Below are 21,057 nucleotides of genomic sequence, written 5' to 3' on the forward strand. Positions count from 1 at the left end.
TCCGGCATGGAAATCCGCAATCAGGGAAGCATTCAACAAAGAGACGGGCGAGGTGGCAATAACGGGGCGGCCGACCAAAACAAAAAGCCGACCTAAGCGTCGGCTTCTGATTTGAATCGCCAAGAACCGCCGTGTTTAGCGAGGAAGTCTTGGTGGGCCCCCGGGGAGTCGAACCCCGCACCAACGGATTATGAGTCCGCTGCTCTAACCAAGCATGAGCTAGAGGCCCAGAGCTGCGCATTATAACAGCCCAAAAGCAAAACCCCAAGCGTCTAATACCGACGGCTTGGGGTTTTCGTCCGGCGCAGGCTGTTAGCCTAAACCGGCGTCACATCGAATCACTGACCGCCCGGCTCGTTGTCCAGGAAGCTGCGCAGGCGTTCCGAACGGGTCGGGTGACGCAGCTTGCGCAGAGCCTTGGCTTCGATCTGGCGGATGCGCTCGCGAGTCACGTCGAACTGCTTGCCCACCTCTTCCAGCGTGTGGTCGGTGTTCATGTCGATGCCAAAACGCATGCGCAACACCTTGGCCTCACGCGGGGTCAGCGTGTCCAGCACTTCCTTGGTGGCGTCCTTCAGGCTGGAATACATCGCAGCGTCGGACGGCGCCAGGTTGTTCTGGTCTTCGATGAAATCGCCAAGATGGGAATCGTCGTCGTCGCCGATCGGGGTTTCCATGGAGATGGGCTCCTTGGAAATCTTCATGATCTTGCGAATCTTCTCTTCCGGCATCTCCATCTTTTCCGCCAGCTCGGCCGGGTCCGGCTCATGGCCGGTTTCCTGCAGAATCTGACGGCTGATGCGATTCATCTTGTTGATGGTCTCGATCATGTGCACCGGAATACGAATGGTGCGCGCCTGGTCCGCGATGGAGCGGGTGATCGCCTGGCGAATCCACCAGGTGGCGTAGGTCGAGAACTTGTAGCCGCGGCGGTATTCGAACTTGTCCACCGCCTTCATCAAACCGATATTGCCTTCCTGGATCAGATCGAGGAACTGCAGGCCGCGGTTGGTGTACTTCTTGGCGATGGAGATCACCAGACGCAGGTTGGCCTCGATCATCTCTTTCTTGGCGCGGCGCGCCTTGGATTCGCCCGCCGACATCTGGCGATTGATTTCCTTAAGCGCCTTGATCGGCAGCATCGCACGATCTTGCAACTCGGACAGCTTGGTCTGCTTCTCGATGATCGCGTGTTTGAAGCGGGTCAACGCCTCCGCCCAGCCCTTGCCCGAATGGATCTCGTTTTCCACCCAATCAAGATTGGTCTCGTTGCCCGGGAACACCTTGATGAAGTGAGCACGCTCCATGCGCACGCGGCTGACACAGATATCCTGGATGTCGCGCTCGTAAGTGCGGATTTCGTTGACGCGGCTGCGCAGCGAGTCGCACAGGCTTTCCACTTGGCGGGTGGAGAAGCGCACCAGCATGAACTCCGTGGTGATCGCGTCTTGCAGCTCCAGGTATTCCTTACTCTGCGCACCCTTGGCGGAGAGCACCTTGACCATCTTGTCAAACAACATGCGCACGCCGGCGAAGTGCTCCAGTGCATGCTGCTTCAGCTCTTCGAGGTTGATACCGGCGGCGTCGGCGGCATCGCCTTCCTCCTCCTCTTCTTCCTCTTCCTCTTCGGCCTCAGCGTCGAGCAACTCGTCCTCGTCCGCCTGCGCGGCGAACGCGGCCTCCTCCTCGGACGGCGCGTTCAGATCGATGAAGCCGTCAACCACCTCGTCCACGCGCACTTCGTCGCGGCCGACGCGTTCCACCAGCTCCAACACTTCGGCGATGGTGCCCGGACAAGCCGAAATCGCCTGGATCATGTACTTCAGGCCGTCTTCGATCCGCTTGGCGATTTCGATCTCGCCTTCGCGGGTCAGCAACTCCACCGAACCCATTTCGCGCATATACATGCGCACCGGATCCGTGGTGCGGCCAAATTCGGAATCCACCGAGGACAGCGCCGCTTCGGCTTCTTCCACGGCGTCTTCATCGGCCACCGGCGGAGTGGCGTCGGACATCAGCAGGGTGTCCGCATCCGGCGCTTCGTCGTAAACCTGGATGCCCAGACCGGAAATCATCGTGATGATGTTTTCGATCTGCTCTGCGTCGGACACGTCTTCCGGCAGGTGGTCGTTGATTTCCGCGTAGGTCAGATACCCACGCTCTTTACCCAAGGCGATCAGCTGGCGCAGGCGTTTACGCTGCTCTTCCAGGCTCATCACTTCGGTTTCGTTTTCCTGCACGTCTTTTTGATTTTCGGGAGAGGCCGCCATTTCGCTTCCTGCTTGAAATAAGCCGAAAAAAACAGTTGATAATAACACAAGCAAACAACGCTGTTTGTGTAGCCCTGCGGGGCGCTTTTAAAACCACGGCATCGCTTTCGGCAATCCGGCGCGCGCGCCCGACTGCTCGGCAATCTGCCGGGGCGGCGACATCGTCAAGCGTTTGGCGCCAGCAAATCCCGCAGCAATTCCCCTAGCAATCTGACTTCTTCCGGAGTCAGGCCTTCGTTCCGGTCCTTTTGTTTTAGCCGTTCCACCTGAGTTTGATGCAGCATTTTCAGGAGCTTGGCAGCGCCGTCCTGAAACTGCTGTCTATCCTCCTCGCTGGGATCGGCGAACTCGTCCGGGTCCTGCATGGCCTGCTGCAGAACACTATCCACCAGCCCTTCGTATGGAGTGCCGCGCAGGCTTTCCATCAATTGCGCCGTATTCGGCGGCTGGTCGTGCCCTTGCACGCATTCGGCCAACATGGCAAAGCAGGCAAGCTCGTCGGACAGTGCCATACTGTCCGGCAAACGCACATCGCCGGCCCAACCAGGGTTCAATAGCAGCCATTTGATCAGGCGCGTCACCATGGAGGACTGTGGCGGGCGATGCGATACCTCCGGCAAACGGTGCTCCCGCTTGCCTTTGCGCTCCGACTTCCGTTGGCCCGTCGTCAACATGTCGAATTCGTCGACATCCACACCGGCGAGTTCCGCCAGTCTTTTCTTGATGATGAAGCCCAGGGCCGGAGCGGCAATCTGCGCCAGAAGGGGCGCGGCCTGACGGATCAGATCGGCCTTGCCTTCCGGCGTGGTCAGGTTCACCTCGCGACACAATTCGCGGGTGAAGTAAACGGACAGAGGCAAGCTCTGCTCTTCCAATACTTTTTCAAAGGCCTCGGCGCCGAACTCGCGGATATAGCTGTCCGGGTCATGTTCCTGCGGCAGGAACAGAAAATTCAGCGCCTTGCCATCCTGCAATTGCGGCAGGCTGTTTTCCAGCGCTCGCCAGGCGGCCTTTTGGCCAGCCTTATCACCATCGAAACAGAAGTAAACTTGGTCGGCGTGGCGCATCAACTTGCGCACGTGTTCGCCGGTGGTGGCGGTACCCAGCGTGGCCACCGCATAGCCGACTCCAAACTGAGCCAGCGCCACCACATCCATATAGCCTTCGACCACCAGCACGCGGTTTTTATCCCGTATCGCCTGGCGCGCCTCGTAGAGGCCGTACAGTTCCCGGCCCTTCTCGAACAAAGGCGTTTCCGGCGAGTTCAGGTACTTGGGCTCGCCCTTGCCCATCACCCGGCCGCCGAAGCCGATGATGGCGCCGCGCTGGTTGCGGATTGGGAACATCACCCGATCGCGGAATCGGTCGTAACGCTGGCCCTTCTCTTCGTTGACGATGACCAAGCCGGTATCGACCAGCTTGTCGTCCTGGTAATCCGGAAAAACCGTATCCAGGTTCTGCCAGCCGTCCGGGGCGAAGCCAAGGCCGAAGCGACCGGCCACTTCGCCGCTCAAACCCCGGCCTTTCAGATAGGAAATGGCGTTGGGCGCGGACTTCAGCTGCTGTTTGTAGTAGCCTGCCGCCATTTGCATTATCTGCTCCAGCGACAGTTTGCGTTCGCGCGCGGCGCGGCTGGCCTCTGGATTGGCGTGAGCGCGGCTGTCCGGCACCTGCATGCCGATGCCTTCCGCCAGCAGCTTCACGGCGTCGACGAAGCCCAGCCCTTGGTATTCCATCACGAAGCCGATGGCCGAACCGTGAGCGCCGCAGCCAAAGCAGTGATAAAACTGCTTGGACGGACTCACCGTGAACGACGGCGACTTTTCCTTATGAAACGGGCAGCAGGCCAGATAGTTCTGGCCACCCTTTTTCAAAGGGACGTAACGATCCACCACGTCGACGATATCGACGCGGGACAACAACTGATCAACAAAATCCTGAGGGATCAAGCAAGGTCACCGTTGGCTCGGGCCGACAAAGCGGCCCGAAGCGGGCTCAACCGGCCAGCTTGGCCTTGATGCTGGCGGACACCTGCGCCATGTCGGCACGGCCGGCCAATTGCGGCCGCAGAAGCCCCATAACCTTGCCCATGTCCTGCATGCCGGCGGCGCCGCTGTCGGCGACGGCCTTGGCCGCCAGAACATCAATCTCCTCGGCGGACAGTTGCTGCGGCATATAGGCCATCAGCACGTCCATCTCGAATTTTTCCTTGTCGGCCAGGTCCTGGCGCTGAGCCGCCTCGTACTGGCTGATCGAATCACGGCGCTGCTTGAGCATCTTGTCGATGACGGCCACAACGCCGGCGTCGTCCAGCTCCACCCGCTCGTCCACTTCCTTCTGCTTGATGGCCGCCAGCAACAGGCGGATGGCCGCCAGTTTGTCGCTTTCCCGCGCTTTCATTGCAGATTTCATGTCGTCGCTGATTCGCTGCTTGAGGCTCATTGCTTGCTTTCCGGAAGATGACCGCCACCCGTCGCGGGCGGCGAGTGCGCACTTGAGAGAGAGTCAAACCCTGATGACATTGGTTTTGAAAAGCTCAAAACCCATGCCGTCAGAGTCTGCTAACGGGGAACTACAAATGGCAAAACCGCAGGCTAGGCCTGCGGTCCTGCTTACTGACCAGACGAACTCTTAGTAGAGTTTCGGCGGCAGCATTTGGCTGCGGATGCGCTTGTAGTGGCGCTTAACAGCAGCGGCGTGCTTGCGCTTGCGCTCGGCAGTCGGTTTTTCGTAGAACTCGCGGGCGCGCAGTTCGGTCAGCAGACCGGTTTTTTCCACCGCGCGCTTGAAGCGACGCATTGCAACTTCAAACGGCTCGTTCTCTTTAACACGAATGTTCGGCATTGAATCTAGTATCCTTAGTTCCTAGCGCCCAGACGTGACTGGGGCTATAAAAAACAGCATTTTAACAACGTTACGCGGTTTGGAAAAGTCTGAAGCGTTCCGACCAAGCAATCTGTGGCGCTTTACGCATCACGGCTTGACGGAAGAAATCACCCCCTCACTAGGAGAACTAGGTACTGCACTATAAAAACGTTTCGGCATCCGGCCGGCAAGATATGCCGAGCGGCCTGCTTCTACAGCCTGTTTCATGGCGTGCGCCATCAACACCGGTTGTTGCGCGGCGGCAATCGCGGTGTTCATCAGCACGCCATCGCAGCCCAGTTCCATCGCGATTGCCGCGTCGGACGCGGTGCCGACGCCGGCGTCAACCAGCACGGGAACCTTGGACTGCTCAATAATCAACTTCAAATTCCACGGATTCAGAATCCCCATCCCGGAGCCAATCAAGCTGGCCAGCGGCATGATGGCGCAGCAGCCTATTTGCTCCAACTCGCGGGCGATAATGGGATCATCCGAGGTATACACCATGACGTCGAACCCCTCGGCCACCAATACTTCAGCCGCTTTAAGGGTTTCCTTGACGTTGGGGAACAAGGTATTCGGATCGCCCAGCACTTCCAGCTTTACAAAACGATGGTCGTCCAGAAGCTCTCTGGCCAGGCGCAAAGTGCGAATGGCATCGACGGCGGAATAACATCCCGCCGTGTTGGGGAGAAGGTTATACCGGTTTTTGGGCAAAAAGTCCAGCAAATTGGGTTCGCCGGCGTTCTGCCCCAGGTTGACTCGGCGAATGGCGACGGTGACGATTTCCGTTCCCGACGCGTCAAGCGCCTGCGCCGTCTCCTCAAAATCCCGATACTTGCCGGTCCCCACCAGCAAACGCGAATTGTAAGCCTTGCCTGCGATGATCAGTTGATCCGCCACTCCTGCACCTCTATCAGCTTTGCCGCTCAGCCTCCGCCGACGGCCACCACGATTTCGAGTTCGTCGCCGTCGACCAGCCCGGTAGCCGGATACTGGCTGCGCGGCACGATCTCGCCATTCTTTTCCAGCGCTACGCGCTTGCCGGTAAGGTCCAGCGCCGCCACCAGCTCGGCCACGTTGGCTACGTCGGCCAGTTCGCGGCCCTCGCCGTTGATCTTGAGTTTCAGCATCTCATCTCCGTTGCACGCGCTGCACCACCGGCAGCACGCGAATAGCGCTCAGCACCCGCTCCAGGTGCTCGACGCCCTCCACCTGCAAGCGGAAGTGGATATTGAACAGACCGTCGCCATCGCGGCTGCTGTCCTGGGTGTCGGCGCTTTCGATATTGGCCGAAGCCTGCGAGATCGCGGTGGCGATATCCGCCAGCGCGCCGCGCTCGTTGCGGGACAACACGCCAACGGTGACGCCGAACATACGGTCGCGTTGCGCTTCCCAATTGACGTCGAGAAGCTTGTCGTGATCCGCCCGCCGCGCGTTCGGACACCCCTTGCGGTGGATGACCAGGCCTTGGCCCTTGGTGATCACGCCTAGAATCTCGTCGCCCGGCAGCGGGTTGCAGCACGGCGACAGCTGCACCATGCCGCCCTCGTTGCCGCGTATGGTCACGGGGCCCACCTTCACTTCCTCACCCAGCCGTTCGCCAGCCAGCTCCAGCAAGCGCCGCGCCACCACGATGGGCATCAGCTTGCCGGCGCCGATATCGGCCAGCACGTCTTGATGAGAAGCTAGCTTCTCGCCGAAAGCGGCCAGATACTCCACCCACAGCTCATCGCTCAGCGCCAACGGCGTCACCGCCAGCGCGCCTATCGCTTGCTTGAGCAGCTTCTCGCCCAAGCCCACCGCCTCTTCCTGCTGCAGGCTCTTCAGATAGTTGCGAATGCCGGAGCGCGCCCGCCCGCTCTGCACGAAGGTCAGCCAGGACGGATTGGGCTTGGCCTGGGTGGAGGTAATGATTTCCACGGTATCGCCGTTGCGTAGCACGGTGCGCAAAGGCACCAACGCGTGATTGACGCGCGCGGCGATGCAGCGATGGCCGATGTCGGTGTGCACCGCGTAGGCGAAGTCCACCGGCGTCGCGCCCTGAGGCATCACCATGATCTTGCCCTTGGGCGTGAATACGTAGACCTCGTCCGGGAACAGGTCGATCTTGATATGCTCGAGGAATTCGACCGGATCGTCGCTCTCCTCCTGCATGTCCATGATTTTCTGCAGCCACTGATGGGTGCGCTGCTGGGCGGTGTTAACACCATCGCCGCTCTTGTACATCCAGTGCGAGGCCACGCCGGCCTCGGCCACGCTATTCATCTCGCGGGTGCGGATCTGCATCTCCACCGGTGTGCCATAGGGGCCGAACAAGGTGGTGTGCAGGCTCTGGTAGCCATTGCCCTTGGGAATGGCGATGTAATCCTTGAATTTGCCGGGAATCGGCTTGTACAGACTGTGCAAGGCGCCCAGCGCCAGGTAACAGCCCGGGATGTCGTTGACGACGACGCGGAAGCCGTAAATGTCCAGCACCTCGGAAAACGACAGGTGTTTTTCCTGCATTTTCTTGTAGATGCTGTAGAGGTTTTTCTCCCGCCCCTTGATCGTGGCTTCGATATTGCTTTGCACCAGCTTCTGACTGACGGACTGCAAAATCTTGGTCACCACTTCGCGGCGGTTACCGCGCGCAGCGCGCACCGCCTTGGACAGCACGCCGTAGCGATGCGGATGCAGGTGCTTGAACGCCAGATCCTGGAGTTCGCGGTAAACCTTGTTGAGGCCGATGCGATTGGCGATCGGCGCGTAGATCTCCAGGGTTTCCAGCGCGATGCGTCGCCGCTTGTCTTCGCGCATCGAGTCCAGCGTGCGCATATTGTGCAGGCGGTCCGCCAGCTTGACGATGATGACGCGGATATCGCGCGCCATCGCCAGCACCATTTTGCGGAAGCTTTCCGCTTGCGCGGTTTCCTTGGTCTGGTATTCCAACCTCTCCAACTTGGAAAGGCCGTCCACCAGATCGGCGATGATCTTGCCGAACTTTTCGATCAGCGTCGGCTTGGTGACGCCGGTGTCTTCCAGCACATCGTGGAGCAATGCGGCGGCGAGCCCCTGCACGTCCAGTCGCCACTCGGCCAGCATGCCGGCCACCGCCAGCGGGTGGGTGATGTAAGGTTCGCCGCTCTTGCGGGTTTGCCCTTCGTGCGCCGCGCGGCTGACCTCGAAAGCCTGCCGCAACAGCTGGACGTCCTCCGGCTTGAGATAACGCGCGACAGACTCGAAAAACGCTTGCGCTTCGCTGTCGATCAGGGCGTTATAGTCGATTTCATCCTCGATGCCGGTTGCCATAACCCACCACCCACTTGCAATCAGGCTTTGCCGCGGCTCAGAACTTCCTTGCCGACATGGCCGGCGGCGATTTCACGCAGCGCGACAACGGTGGGCTTATGGCGGCCAGCTTCAACGAAGGGGCTGGCGCCGGAAGCCACTTGACGCGCGCGGTAGGCCGCGGCCAGGGTCAGGTCGAAACGGTTCTGGATGCGGTCCAGGCAATCGTCAACAGTAATACGGGCCATATGCTTTCTTTCTCAAAGTTGCCAAGGGCATTGTCGATCGCCGTTCTTGCGGCGGCAACAACGCCCAGAGGGATCACTATATCTAAATTTTAGTCGACTCACCAACAAACGGTCGGATCAGCCGCCCTGCCCCATCCGCGCCAGCATCGGGGCCAGCTTGCGGCACTGGATGGCGCTGCGCAGCCGGTTGGCGCGCACCACGCTGATCAGATCGAGGCGAGCGCGTTCGAAATCATCGTTGACCACGATGTAGTCGTACTCAGATATCTTGTCGATCTCGGCGCGAGCGGAGGCCAGCCGGCGGCGGATCACATCCTCGCTGTCGGTGGCGCGGCCGCGCAGACGGCGCTCAAGTTCTTCGATGGACGGCGGCGCGATGAAGATGCCGATCGCCTCGGGAAAGACCTTGCGCACCTGCTCGGCGCCCTGCCAATCGATTTCCAGCAGGATGTCCTGCCCCACGTCCAGACGGCTGCGTATCCACGGCGCGCTGGTGCCGTAATAGTTGCCGTAGACTTCCGCGTACTCGAGGAAATCGCCGCGCTCTATCATGGACTTGAACGTCGCCTGATCGACGAAATGGTAATGCTTGCCGTCCACTTCGCCCTTGCGCGCCGCGCGCGTGCTATAAGAAATGGACAGCTCCACGGAAGGTTCCGCGTCTAGCAAGGCCGCCACCAGCGAGGTTTTCCCCGCGCCGGAAGGAGCGACCACGATAAAGATATTACCGGTTGGCTGGCTCATGAAAAGGTACTTCCTGCCAAATGAGTAATTCTCCAGAATACCATAAGCGCGCGTCTGCTGTTAATCGCCAAGTTATTTTCACGTCAAGATTTAGGTAAATCTCTTCAGGCTGAATAAAATGGCTCGTTTTTTTCCTACCTTATCTCCTTTGGAGCGCGTTTCGCCATGCAATTCCTTGACAGCTTCTTCAAGCTGAAAGAACACGGCACCACGGTGAAGACCGAAGTCATCGCCGGCTTTACCACCTTCCTGACCATGGCTTACATCATCCTGGTCAACCCGCTGATCCTGTCGAGCACCGGCATGGACCTGAACGCCGTCTTCGTCGCCACCTGTCTGGCCGCCGCCCTCGGCACCGCCATCATGGGCCTGGTGGCCAATTACCCGATCGCGCTGGCGCCGGGCATGGGTCTGAACGCCTACTTCACCTTCAGCGTGGTCAAGGGCATGGGCCTGTCCTGGGAAACCGCGCTGGGCGCGGTGTTCATCTCCGGCATCGTGTTCCTGGCGGTGAGCCTGTTCCGCGTGCGCGAGGCCATCGTCAACGCCATCCCGCAATCGCTGAAGTTCGCCATTTCCGCCGGCGTAGGCATGTTCCTGGCCATCATCGCTCTGAAGAACGCCGGCGTGATCGCGCCGCACCCGGAAACCTATCTGACCCTGGGCGACATCCACAAACCCACCACCCTGCTGGCGGTCCTGGGCTTCTTCCTGATCGTGGCGCTGGAATACCGCAAGGTGCCGGGCTCCATCATCATCGGCATCCTGGTGGTGACGGTGCTGTCCATCGCCATGGGCTTGTCTCCGTTCAAGGGCGTGGTGGCGCCGGTGCCCAGCATGGCGCCCACCTTCATGAAGATGGATATCGCCGGCGCGCTGCAAGCCGGCCTGATCGGCGTGATCTTCGTGTTCTTCTTCGTGGATCTGTTCGACACCACCGGCACTTTGGTGGGCGTATCCCATCGCGCCGGCCTGCTCAAGGACGGCAAATTGCCGCGCCTGAAGCGCGCGCTGTTGGCTGATTCGGTGGCGATCACCGCCGGCGCGGTGATGGGTACTTCGTCCACCACCGCCTATGTGGAATCCGCCGCCGGCACCGCCGTGGGCGGCCGCACCGGCCTGACCGCCATGGTGGTGGCGTTGCTGTTCCTGGCCTCGCTGTGGCTGTCGCCTTTGGCCGCCACCGTGCCCGCCTACGCCACCGCGCCGGCGCTGTGCTACGTGGCGGTGCTGATGGCGCGCGGCCTGGCCGAGATCGACTGGAGCGATCTGACGGAATCCGCGCCGGCGGTGATGACCGCCCTGGCGATGCCGTTCACTTTCTCCATCGCCGACGGCATCGCCTTCGGCTTCATCAGCTATGCGGTGATCAAGATCCTGGCCGGTCGTTTCTCCGACCTGAAACTGCCGGTGCTGGTCATCGCCGCGCTGTGGATCTTCAAGCTGGCTTTCTTCCACTGAAACGTCAATAATTGATGCGGACTCCTAGCCTGCCGCGCTGCGCGGCGGGCTTTTTCTTGTGGGCCGCGCGGCGATTCTCTTCATTTAGAAGTACAATAAGGCCATGGAAAACCTTAGCAATCTCGACTACTCCAGCTATCTGAAAGGCTGGATCCGCACTGTGCCCAACTGGCCGCAACAAGGCGTGATGTTCCGCGACATCACCCCGCTGCTGCAGAACCCCAAAACCTTCCGCATGCTGATCGACATCTATGTGCACCGCTACATGATGGAGAAGGTGGACCTGGTGGCCGGCCTGGACGCGCGCGGCTTCATCATCGGCTCGGTGCTGGCTTACGAGTTGAACGTAGGCTTCGTGCCTATCCGCAAGCGCGGCAAGCTGCCTTTCACCACGGTGGAAGAGGAATACGAGCTGGAATACGGCAACGCCGCTGTCGAAATGCACACCGACGCCTGCAAGCCGGGCGACCGCGTAATCCTGATCGACGACCTGGTGGCCACCGGCGGCACCATGATGGCCGGCTACAAGCTGCTCAAGCGCATGGGCGCCGACGTGTTGGAAGCCGCCGCCATCATTGAGTTGCCCGAGCTGGGCGGCGGCAAGCTGGTGCGCGACGGCGGCCTGGAGTTGTTCACCGTCTGCGCTTACTGAGCCGGATTCGCCCGCCATGCGAACGGAGCCCTTGGGCTCCGTTTTTGTTTGGCCGCGACCTAGACCTGTTTACGATCGACTACCCGTCGTGAAACGTGGCTCGGTGAGCGCACCTTCAAAATGCTCATGTACCGTGTGTACACTCCGCTTTTGAGCCGTTTTCGCCTTGCCTCGCCCTTGCTCGCGAGATCGTAAACAGGTTCTTAATCCGTCTCCACAGCCACCTTCAAGGCCTGGCCGCGCGCGCTCAGCTTCAGCGGCGCGCCGGCGGTGCTGGGCAACTTGCTATCCACCGAGGCCGCCGCGCCGCGCACTTCGTACTGCAGCGTTGCGGACTTCGGCAGCGTCAGCGCCAACTTGCCGGTGGTGGCGTCCAACGACAAGGAACCGCTGGGCTTGGCGTCGGTCAGCCTCACCTTCGCCTTCACCGCCTGGCCGTCAAAGGCCATGTCGCGGCTACTGCCCTCGAAAGCCAGCGTCAACGCCTGCCCCTTGAACGCCAGCTTGTCGTAAGCGCCCTTGGCCTGCGCCCTGATCGCGTCGGCGGACATGGAGAGGCTGGCAGCCTTGCCTTCCAGCGTCAGATCCACCGCTTTGCTGTCCACCCGGATCGCAGAATAAGCACCACGGATCGAACCCTTGACCGCGGCCAGCCCCAACTCCACCTGCTTGCCCGGTTTCAGATTGCCCGCGATCTCCAGCCCGCAGCCGGCGCCCAGCAGTTTGTTGTTGAGCTTGACCGTGATCGTAACCACGCCGCCTTCGCGCCGCACTTGGGCACTGCACTGATTCGCGTCCCAATTGCTTTTGTTCAGATCAAGCTGATACGGTCGTTTGTCATCCGCACTCAGCTTGAGCACGGCGGCGTCTCCCTTGATCACCAGCTTTTCAATCGGCGCCTCCGCCGCGTGAACCGCCGCGCCGCACGCCATGCCCGTCAACATCAGCAACCGCATAGCCTCACGCATCATCACGTTCCCCTTTCTCAAGTTGAAACCGCCGCCGCGGCCGGCGGCGCTTGTTTTCGTCACTGCATAAACAGCCAGTACATCGCGATAACGCCGCAAGCCGCCGCCATCCCGCCCACAGCATGGCGGGCTAGCCGCGCCCACAGAGCGCTCGACACCCCTTGGCGCGCAAAGGCCGAAACGGTGCGCCTCCGGGAGTCCGCCAGCGCGGCGATCAGGCGGCTCTCATTGCGCTGGTCTGCCACCGCGTCGCGAATGTATTCGCGATAGTCGCTCAGAATCTTGCGCAGCTCGGATTCGGGCAAGCGCTCCATGGTCAGTTGCAATTGTTGAATGCATGCGTCGTGTTTCATGTTTCTCTCCCAAATCCGGTCAAAATCTCACTCTTCACACCGCGTTGCCGCCCAAGCTCCTGCCCGCCACCAAGTCGATCTGATAACGGACGTAGTGCACCAATCCGCGCCAGGTCAGCCGCGTCAGCCATACGCAAAACACCAGCCCCAATCCCCCAACCAGCAACAACACGAATCCGCTGACCGCCGCCGAACTCTGTAACGACAAGCCCGGAATGCCATTGATCTCGAAATGGTCCTTGCCGTCCTTCAGCGACAGCCGGTTCTCCTTGATCACCAGTGAACTCTCGCCGTCGCTCAACACCAGATCGCCCGCTTGCCCGGCCTCGCCGGCGGCGGCGGAAGCTTCCGCCGAGATCATCCGCCAGCGCAGCGAGCGGCCGTCCCCATCCTGCGCCAGCACCATGCTCTCTCCGCCGTCAGATGTCAGCGTCAGCGCGCGCAATTGCCCGCGCTCCAGGCTGACGGAGCGCTCGCTCTCGCGTTTGATCGATTGCCGCGCGGCCGCATTGCTGGCGTCCACTTTCAATTCGCCGCCGTCGTAGCTGACCCGCACCGGATCGCCGCTCCGCAGTTGCAGGCTGGCGGTTTCATCCTCCTCCAGCGTCAGCAGCAGCCTCCCCTGCCTCAGGGTCACGCCGTGGACCGGCTTTCCGTCGGCCTCGACTTTGAACTCAACCTTGCCGTTCACGGGCGACAGGCTGGGCTCCAGCTCCGGCCAGCCGAACAGGCTGTTGCCGCCCCAGGCCGCCACCAGCGCCACACCGGCTATCAACAGGCTGCCGGACACCATGTAGCCTATGGACAGGCATAGCAGGTAGAGCATGAACGGCAGCGCCAGGAAGAAATTCAGCACGCCCAGGCCGGCGACCGAGGCCACCACCCTCATCAAATTGCCGAAGGAACGATGGTTCTCCCATTGGCGGTAATGCGCCTGCGCTTTCAGTTCCTTGGCCAACTTCTGCGGGCTGCCCAACGCGGCAACCACCTCGTCCTCGGCGCGGCCGGCTTCTTGCGCGTCGCTGAAATACTCTTGGTAGTCGGCGACGATTTCACGGATCTCCTCCGCCGGCATGCCGGCCAGAGCCTGTTCCAACTGCTCCAAAAACACTTTGCGATTCATGCTTGTCGTTCTCCTGGCTGGCCGGCCGCCGGCAGGCGACTCAGCACGCTGTCCACTTCGCTGACGAACTCCTGCCACTCACGTCGCATCAGCTCCAGTTCCCGCTTTCCCGCCTCGGTCAGCGCGTAATACTTGCGCGAAGGTCCGGACGCGGATTCCACCAGATAGGTGCTGACCCAGGATTCGTTCTGCAGCCGGCGCATCAGCGGATAAATCGTCCCTTCGCTGATTTCCATCGTGCGCGACAAGGTGCTGACCAATTCGTAGGCGTAACTGTCTGACTGGGCCAATACCGCCAATACGCACATGTCCAGGGTCCCCTTCTTCAACTGGGTTTTCATCTTGCCTTCCTTGAAACCGCCCGGTCCTTCTCGCCCAGCTACCTTGCATTGCAAGATAGCTGGGCGGACCAAGGCATAAATCTGCTTGTGGTTGCACTATACAAACCACTACCTTGTACCGCAAGGTATCTTTCATTACCCAATGACAAATAGTTCTTACTGCGGCTTTCTCGCAACAAATCAGAATGTCATTACTGACACCATATTGCGTTGCAAAATACGCCTTGCCATCCATAATTCAACAGCAACAATGACATTGAACTAAATATCAACCAAGCCGGTTCCCGCAACCGGCCACTCTTTCGACGGGGATTTCGATGGCAAAAGCAAACAGGCCCAGCATTGCGCTGGTCTTGGGCGGCGGCGCGCCCAACGCAACCTTGATGGCCGGCGCACTGGTCTCGCTGATGGAGGCCGGCGTCGAATTCGACATCATCTCCACCTCCGGCGCCGGCGCCATCGTCGGCCTCTTGTACGCGGCGCCGCGCAAGGGCACGCCGCTGGACAATTTGCGCCGGCTGGCCGATCTAGGCGTATCCGATCCGATTTACCGGCTGCTGCCGATCAACTACAAGGTGTTCAACAAACCCGGCCCGGCCGCCGACATGTGGCGCAGTTGGCAAAGCCAAAATCCGCTGCTGCAATCCATTCAGCAACAAGCCGACCAAGGCCCCTGGCAACGCCTGCTGGCCGATTGGACATCGCTGCTGCTGGCCACGCTCTGCCCCAGCGATCTGGGCCCCAACAGCCAAGGCCTGTGCGCGCACGTGCCCTTCATCGAGGAGATCGTGGATTTCGATCGCCTCAAGGCCATTGCGCCTCAGTTCTACCTGAACGCCTACAACATCACCCGCGGCGAGATGCGCTGCTGGGACAAGAGCGAAATCGGCCACGAGCACTTTCTGGCCGCGCTGTCCTTTCCCTTCATCTACCCGCCGTATCCGCTGGCCGACGGCGACTACATCGAAGGCGCGGCCATAGACACGCTGAACTTCAAGCAGTTGTTCCGCGATCACCCGCATATCGACTACACCCTGGTGTTCGACGTGCTGGGCAGCGACAGGCTGCTGCACCCGCCGCGCGGCCTTTACGACGCCTGGGTGCAATCCATCATCACCCCGCTGACCGAAATCGCGCGCGACGACCTGAAGCTGTTCGAGGCGCTGCACAACAAGGACGATCAAGGCCGGCCGCGAACCGAGGTGCTGAAGATCCAGTTCGACAAGCTGATTGACCCGCAGCGCCGCGCGGAAGAGTTGGACTGGTCGCACTCCAATCTGTCCCAGCTGTATCAGATCGGCTATCAGGCCGGACAAGATCTGCTCCGTCAGCACCGCGGCAAGCTGCTGGGCTAGGTCTAGACGACAAAAAGGGCTGCCTGACGGCAGCCCTTGACGCTTGGCTAAGCACCGGCGACATCAATACCAGCTGATGCCGGCCTTCTCGGTGGAGATCACGGTGCCGGCCTCGCCCTTGACGATTTTCTCGATGTCTTCCAAGGCGCCGATCACCGCTTTCTTGCCGGTCAGGCGGGCGAATTCGCAAGCGGCCTCCACTTTCGGGCCCATCGATCCGGCAGCGAAGCCCAGCTTGTCCATTTCGTCCGGATGCGCCTGCTTGATCGCCTTGGCTTCCGGCGTGCCCCAACCGACAAACACGCTCTTCACGTCGGTGGCGATCACGAAGTAGTCAGCGTCGATTTCACGCGCCAGCAAGGCAGAGGCCAGATCCTTGTCGATCACCGCTTCCACGCCCACCAGCTTGTCGCCCTCGTACATGGTGGGAATGCCGCCGCCGCCGGCCGCGATCACCACCACGCCTTTTTCGATCAGCCATTTGATCGGGCGCATTTCGAAGATGCGCTTCGGTTTCGGGCTGGGCACCACGCGGCGGAAGTATTCGCCGTCGGCCTTCACCGTCCAGCCTTTTTCCGCCGCCAGCTTGTCGGCTTCTTCCTTGCTGTAGACCGGGCCGACAAACTTGGTCGGGTTCTTGAACGCCGGGTCCTTGGCGTCCACTTCGGTCTGGGTCAGGATGGTGGCGATGGGCACTTCGAACGGCAACACATTGCCGAGTTCCTGCTCAACCATGTAGCCGATCATGCCTTCGGTCTGCGCGCCCAGCACATCCAGCGGATAGGGCGTCACTTTTTCGTCCACATGGCGGGCATAAGCATCGTTCTGCAGGCCCAGCAGGCCCACTTGCGGCCCGTTGCCGTGGCACATCACCAGGTTGTGGCCCAGCCGGGTCACGCCGGCCAGTTGTTCGGCGGCCACTTTGACGTTGGCGCGCTGATTGTCGGCGGTCATGGCCTCGCCGCGACGTTGCAGGGCATTGCCGCCCAGAGCTACGACGACTCGCATATTCTGTTCCTCGCTATTGCCGCGCCCGCCGTCTGCGACGGCGAGCCGCGTTCTTGATGTGAAACCGGCCAAGGTTCCCGGTCAGGGAAGCCTTGGCCGGCAAAAGTGCAGCTAGGGATGCCTAAGGCCGGATCAATCGCCCAGCGTGGCCACCAGGATGGCCTTGATGGTGTGCATGCGGTTCTCGGCCTGTTCGAAGGCGATGCAGGCTTCGGACTCGAACACGTCCTCGGTCACTTCAATGCCGTTGGCCAGGTCCGGATACTGCGCGGCGATTTCCTTGCCCACCTTGGTTTCGCTGTTGTGGTAGGCCGGCAGGCAGTGCATGAACTTCACTTGCGGGTTTTCGGCGGCGGCCATCAGCGCGGCGTTCACTTGGTAAGGCTTCAGCAGCTTGATGCGTTCGGCCCAGACTTCGGCCGGCTCGCCCATCGACACCCATACGTCGGTGTGGATGAAGTCGGTGCCTTTGACCGCGGCTTTGGCGTCTTCGGTCAGCGTGATGCGCGCGCCGGTCTTGGCGGCGATTTCACGGCACTGCGCCACCAGCTCGTCGGTCGGCCACAGGTGCTTGGGCGCGCCGATGCGCACGTCCATGCCCAATTTGGCGCCGATCACCAGCAGGGAGTTGCCCATATTGTTGCGGGCGTCGCCCAGATAGGTGTAGCTGATCTGGGAGATAGGCTTGTCGCTGTTTTCCCACATGGTCAGCACGTCGGCCAGCATCTGGGTCGGGTGCCATTCATCGGTCAGGCCGTTGTACACCGGCACGCCGGCGAACTTGGCCAATTCGGTCTCCACCATGTGCTGGTCGAAGCCGCGGTATTCGATCGCGTCATACATGCGGCCCAGCACGCGGGCGGTGTCCTTCATCGATTCCTTGATGCCGATTTGCGAACCGGATGGCCCGAGGTAGGTCACGTTGGCGCCTTGGTCGTAGCAGGCCACTTCAAACGCGCAGCGGGTGCGGGTGGAGGTTTTTTCAAAGATCAGGGCGATGTTCTTGCCCTTCAGGTGCTGCTGTTCGGTGCCGGTGTACTTGGCGCGCTTCAGGTCGCGGGCCAGGTCGAGCATGTAGCGGATTTCGCGCGGGGTGAAGTCCAGCATGCGGAGGAAGTTACGGTTGCGCAGATTGAAAGCCATGATATTGCTCCTGATTAGAGTCTGGGCAAGCCGGCCGTCGTTTCCGGGGAAACCGGCGGTCAACCTGTCTTTTTGCACATGAATTTTGAGTTGTCCTCCCGGCCGCGCCCGCGGCCGGGACACTACAGCCGAATTACACTTTCACTTCGTCTCGAGTGATCGGGCAAGTCATGCAGTGACCGCCGCCGCGGCCGCGGCCCAGCTCGGAAGCCGGAATCTCGATCACTTCCACGCCGTGCTCGCGCATCAGGCGGTTGGTGTAGGTGTTGCGGTCGTAAGCCACGACCACGCGGCGATCCAGCGCCACCACGTTGTTGCCGTCGTCCCACTGTTCGCGTTCGCGCTGGTAAGCGTCGCCGCCGGTCTGGATCACGCGGATTTCCTTGAGACCCAGCGCCTGGCGCACCACTTCCACCAGGTGCACGCCCTCATGGCGTTCGAAGCGGATTTCGCCTTCGCGGTCGCCGGCGTACATGCTGGTGCATGTAATGTCGTCCACCACGTCCGGGAACAGCGACAGCAGGTCGATGTCGAGGAAGCTGAACACGGTGTCCAGGTGCATCGCCGCGCGGGACTTAGGCATCTGGCAAGCGATCACGCGAGTGGCGCCGCCTTCCTTGCCCAGCACGCGCTTGGCCACTTGCACCACCGCCTGCGGGCTGGTGCGCTCGCCCATGCCGATCAGGACCACGCCGTTGCCGATAGGCATCACGTCGCCGCCTTCCAGCGTGGCCGGGCCGTGTTCCTGGTCGCAATCGCCCCACCATACTTTCACCTTGCCGGCGAACATCGGGTGGAATTTGTAGATGGATTGCAGGATCAGGGTTTCCTGACGGCGCGCCGGCCAGTACATCGGGTTCAGCGTCACGCCTTCATAGATCCAGCAAGACGGGTCGCGCTGGAACAGGCTGTTCGGCACCGGCGGCAGCACGAATTCGGACTGGTCCAGGTAGCCGCCGAACAGGCCTTTCGGGTCGAACGGCAGTTCGAACTTGGCGATGCCGCCCACCAGATGCTCGGCCAGTTGCGAAGACGGCATTTCATCCAGCCAGCTGCGCAGATCGCGCAACATGCCGATACCTACGTTGTCGGCCTTGACCTTGCGGTCCAGGATCCAGGCGCGGGAAGCCTTGTCGTCCAATACCTTGGCCAGCGCGTCGTGCACCTCCACCACCTCGATGCCGCGGGAGCGCATTTGCTCAACCATGTAGGCATGGTCTTTTTGCGCGCGCTCAACCCAGATCACGTCATCGAACAACAGGCCGTGGCAGTTGTCCGGGGTCAGGCGCTTATGCGCCAGGCCGGGACGGCACACCATCACAGTTCGCAACTTGCCGCACTCGGAATGAACACCAAACTTGGTCATGACAAACTCCTTAATGATATTGGGGGAGCTGGTGGAGGCCCGTGGATCTCGCGCGCCTCCGGTAATCTTCTTACTTCGGAATCCGACTTAGAGCGTCAGCGCTCCGGTGAGCAACTCGTATCCGGCGAACAAACCCGCCACCACGATCAGCGCAGCCAGTACCGCTTCCGGACCAGTGAACGCTTTCTCGCCGCGTTCCTTGCGAGCCCACAGGTAGAACAGCAGACCCGGGGCGTACAGCACCATCGACAGGAACAAATACTTCAGGCCGGCGGCGTAGATCAGCCAGATGCCGTAGACCGAAGCGATGGTGGCGATGCTGAACTCTTTGCCGCTGGACTCGCCCTGGGCGTAGCCCTCGCCGCGCTTGGCCACCAGCAAGGCATAGCCGGCGCACAGCAGGTAGGGAATCAGAATCATCGAGGTGGCCAGCGACAGCAGCGCCAGGTAGCCCGCGGAACTGAACAGCGTGATGATCAGGAACAGTTGGATCAGACCGTTGGTCAGCCACAGCGAGGCGGCCGGGGAGCCATTGGCGTTGGTGGTGCCGAATACCTTGGGCATCACGCCGTCCTTGCCTGCCAGGTAGGGCGCTTCGGAAGCCAGCAGCGTCCAAGCCAGCAACGCGCCACCCACGGAGATCACCAGACCGGCGTTCATCAAGTTGGCGCCCCAGGGACCGATGGCTTTTTCCAGCACATAGGCGGTGGACGGGTTTTTCAGCGCGGCCAGTTCAGCCTGGGTCATGACGCCCAGCGACAGCACAGACACCGCGACCAGCAAGGCGATGGTCAGCAGGAAACCAATCACAGTGGCCTTACCCACTTCTTTCATGTTTTCCGCACGGCTGGAGAACATCGATGCGCCTTCGATGCCGATGAACACCCATACCGTCACCAACATGGTGCTCTTCACTTGGTCGACAACCGAGCCGAGTTTGGTCGAGCCCCAGAAATCCAGGTTAAAGGTATCCACTTTGAAGGCGAAGATAACCAGCAGAATGAACAACGCCAACGGGACCAGTTTGGCTACGGTGGTGATGGTGTTGATGAAGGCCGCGCCGTGCACGCCGCGCAGCACTAGGAAGTGCAAGGCCCACAACAGGATGGATGCGCAGACGATGGCGGTGGTGGTATTCCCCTCACCGAACACAGGGAACCAGAAGGCCAGCGCCGAGAACATCACCACAAAATAGGATACGTTGCCGATCCAGGCTGAAATCCAGTAACCCCAGGCCGAGTTGAAGCCCATGTAGTTGCCAAAACCCGCCTTGGCGTAGCCATAAACGCCGCCTTCAACTTCCGGCTTGCGGTTGGCCAGCATCTGGAAGGCAAATGCCAGAGTCAACATCCCGAAGAAGGTAATCACCCAACCGATCAAGATAGCGCCGGCTCCGGCACCCGCCGCCATGTTCTGAGGCAGCGAGAAGATGCCGCCGCCGATCATGGAGCCCACCACCAGAGCGGTCAGCGCGCCAAGCTTGAGCTTGGGAGCGCCGCCGCCTTGGGTTTCAGTTTCCGTAGACATTTTCGTTCTCCGTGAGAGTACATTAACCTGCAAATCTGTTGTTATATAATTAAATTCTTATCATCTGAGACAATGGTATACCTCGGATTTAGTGATCGCCAGAACAGTCGAACATCCGTTTGACCTGCATCAAATAGCTTCCCCTGCCCTATCTCACCCACAATGGCAATAGAACAAAAGCTTTATAGAACTCACTCATAAGAATGACAAAATAATAAAATGTGCAGCGCACAAAATATTTGCTTACTTTTCTTTTAAAAAATTATTAATTATTGCTGCGTGAAATATTGCGGGAGAAAATTCAGAAAGGGGATATTCCGGCAAGCAGAAATCAAGACAAGCGCCTATCGACGTGATAAGCGA

Annotated in this window: 20 protein-coding genes and 1 tRNA gene; 3 read left to right on the top strand and 18 right to left on the bottom strand. The window is 60.4% G+C overall.

All coding sequences use genetic code 11. The features are described from left to right. Window positions 1–150 precede the first annotated feature (150 nt). The 10 genes from MOV80_RS07220 to gmk form a co-directional block, all read right to left on the bottom strand. A tRNA-Ile gene (locus tag MOV80_RS07220) sits at window positions 151–229 on the bottom strand. Between the two features lie 109 nt (window positions 230–338). Continuing rightward, window positions 339–2,270, bottom strand: coding sequence for an RNA polymerase sigma factor RpoD (gene rpoD, locus MOV80_RS07225; RefSeq protein WP_043591289.1), 1,932 nt, complete (start codon window positions 2,268–2,270; stop codon window positions 339–341). A gap of 164 nt (window positions 2,271–2,434) precedes the next feature. Further along, window positions 2,435–4,219 carry a DNA primase gene (dnaG, locus tag MOV80_RS07230; protein ID WP_118268321.1) on the bottom strand — a complete coding sequence of 595 codons (1,785 nt, stop codon included), beginning with the start codon at window positions 4,217–4,219 and terminating at the stop codon, window positions 2,435–2,437. Window positions 4,220–4,265: 46 nt separating this feature from the next. Then, window positions 4,266–4,712 carry a GatB/YqeY domain-containing protein gene (locus tag MOV80_RS07235; protein WP_249604964.1) on the bottom strand — a complete coding sequence of 149 codons (447 nt, stop codon included), beginning with the start codon at window positions 4,710–4,712 and terminating at the stop codon, window positions 4,266–4,268. A 189-nt stretch (window positions 4,713–4,901) separates the two neighbouring features. Continuing rightward, window positions 4,902–5,114 (bottom strand): 30S ribosomal protein S21, encoded by a 213-nt coding sequence (rpsU, locus tag MOV80_RS07240; RefSeq protein WP_039756346.1) that lies wholly within the window; start codon window positions 5,112–5,114, stop codon window positions 4,902–4,904. A gap of 129 nt (window positions 5,115–5,243) precedes the next feature. Beyond that, window positions 5,244–6,038, bottom strand: a complete 795-nt coding sequence (locus MOV80_RS07245) for a thiazole synthase (RefSeq protein ID WP_019103872.1) — start codon at window positions 6,036–6,038, stop codon at window positions 5,244–5,246. A 26-nt stretch (window positions 6,039–6,064) separates the two neighbouring features. Beyond that, the gene (thiS, locus tag MOV80_RS07250) at window positions 6,065–6,268 is read right to left on the bottom strand and encodes a sulfur carrier protein ThiS (protein WP_118268322.1); all 204 of its coding nucleotides are present in this window, start codon (window positions 6,266–6,268) and stop codon (window positions 6,065–6,067) included. Window position 6,269: 1 nt separating this feature from the next. Continuing rightward, window positions 6,270–8,426, bottom strand: a complete 2,157-nt coding sequence (locus MOV80_RS07255) for a bifunctional (p)ppGpp synthetase/guanosine-3',5'-bis(diphosphate) 3'-pyrophosphohydrolase (protein ID WP_019103870.1) — start codon at window positions 8,424–8,426, stop codon at window positions 6,270–6,272. A 20-nt stretch (window positions 8,427–8,446) separates the two neighbouring features. Then, entirely contained in the window at window positions 8,447–8,653 is a 207-nt protein-coding gene (gene rpoZ / locus MOV80_RS07260) for a DNA-directed RNA polymerase subunit omega (RefSeq protein ID WP_019103869.1), read from the bottom strand. 117 nt (window positions 8,654–8,770) lie between these two features. Continuing rightward, window positions 8,771–9,397 (bottom strand): guanylate kinase, encoded by a 627-nt coding sequence (gmk, locus tag MOV80_RS07265; protein ID WP_019103868.1) that lies wholly within the window; start codon window positions 9,395–9,397, stop codon window positions 8,771–8,773. A gap of 165 nt (window positions 9,398–9,562) precedes the next feature. Here gmk and MOV80_RS07270 point away from each other — a divergent pair, with 165 nt between their 5' ends. Together MOV80_RS07270 and MOV80_RS07275 are read left to right on the top strand one after the other, a co-directional pair. Beyond that, a complete protein-coding gene (locus MOV80_RS07270; RefSeq protein WP_019103867.1) occupies window positions 9,563–10,858 on the top strand; it encodes an NCS2 family permease in 1,296 nt (431 codons plus the stop codon). Window positions 10,859–10,961: 103 nt separating this feature from the next. Continuing rightward, a complete protein-coding gene (locus MOV80_RS07275) occupies window positions 10,962–11,510 on the top strand; it encodes an adenine phosphoribosyltransferase (protein WP_019103866.1) in 549 nt (182 codons plus the stop codon). Between the two features lie 203 nt (window positions 11,511–11,713). On the opposite strand, the gene MOV80_RS07280 is transcribed toward MOV80_RS07275, so the two are convergent. The 4 genes from MOV80_RS07280 to MOV80_RS07295 are packed head-to-tail and all read right to left on the bottom strand — an operon-like array spanning window position 11,714 to window position 14,295. Beyond that, window positions 11,714–12,481 (bottom strand): hypothetical protein, encoded by a 768-nt coding sequence (locus MOV80_RS07280; protein WP_249604965.1) that lies wholly within the window; start codon window positions 12,479–12,481, stop codon window positions 11,714–11,716. Window positions 12,482–12,537: 56 nt separating this feature from the next. Then, window positions 12,538–12,831 (bottom strand): hypothetical protein, encoded by a 294-nt coding sequence (locus MOV80_RS07285; RefSeq protein ID WP_019103864.1) that lies wholly within the window; start codon window positions 12,829–12,831, stop codon window positions 12,538–12,540. Between the two features lie 34 nt (window positions 12,832–12,865). Beyond that, window positions 12,866–13,954: a DUF1700 domain-containing protein gene (locus MOV80_RS07290; RefSeq protein ID WP_019103863.1), complete on the bottom strand. Its 1,089-nt coding sequence runs from the start codon at window positions 13,952–13,954 to the stop codon at window positions 12,866–12,868. Further along, window positions 13,951–14,295, bottom strand: a complete 345-nt coding sequence (locus MOV80_RS07295; RefSeq protein ID WP_019103862.1) for a PadR family transcriptional regulator — start codon at window positions 14,293–14,295, stop codon at window positions 13,951–13,953. The genes MOV80_RS07290 and MOV80_RS07295 overlap by 4 nt, the downstream gene beginning before the upstream one ends. 317 nt (window positions 14,296–14,612) lie before the next feature. Here MOV80_RS07295 and MOV80_RS07300 point away from each other — a divergent pair, with 317 nt between their 5' ends. After that, window positions 14,613–15,650: a patatin-like phospholipase family protein gene (locus MOV80_RS07300; protein ID WP_039756343.1), complete on the top strand. Its 1,038-nt coding sequence runs from the start codon at window positions 14,613–14,615 to the stop codon at window positions 15,648–15,650. Between the two features lie 63 nt (window positions 15,651–15,713). Here MOV80_RS07300 and arcC read toward each other — a convergent pair whose 3' ends face one another. From arcC to arcD, 4 genes are all read right to left on the bottom strand, one after another. Then, entirely contained in the window at window positions 15,714–16,658 is a 945-nt protein-coding gene (gene arcC, locus MOV80_RS07305) for a carbamate kinase (protein WP_019103860.1), read from the bottom strand. 132 nt (window positions 16,659–16,790) lie between these two features. Continuing rightward, complete coding sequence (locus tag MOV80_RS07310) at window positions 16,791–17,801, bottom strand: ornithine carbamoyltransferase (RefSeq protein WP_019103859.1); 1,011 nt, start codon at window positions 17,799–17,801, stop codon at window positions 16,791–16,793. Between the two features lie 133 nt (window positions 17,802–17,934). After that, window positions 17,935–19,167 carry an arginine deiminase gene (locus MOV80_RS07315; RefSeq protein ID WP_019103858.1) on the bottom strand — a complete coding sequence of 411 codons (1,233 nt, stop codon included), beginning with the start codon at window positions 19,165–19,167 and terminating at the stop codon, window positions 17,935–17,937. A gap of 87 nt (window positions 19,168–19,254) precedes the next feature. After that, window positions 19,255–20,694 (bottom strand): arginine-ornithine antiporter, encoded by a 1,440-nt coding sequence (gene arcD, locus MOV80_RS07320; protein ID WP_118268323.1) that lies wholly within the window; start codon window positions 20,692–20,694, stop codon window positions 19,255–19,257. Between the last annotated feature and the right edge of the window lie 363 nt (window positions 20,695–21,057).

This window comes from Chromobacterium sp. IRSSSOUMB001, assembly GCF_023507765.1.
GTDB classification, from domain to species: Bacteria; Pseudomonadota; Gammaproteobacteria; order Burkholderiales; family Chromobacteriaceae; genus Chromobacterium; species Chromobacterium haemolyticum.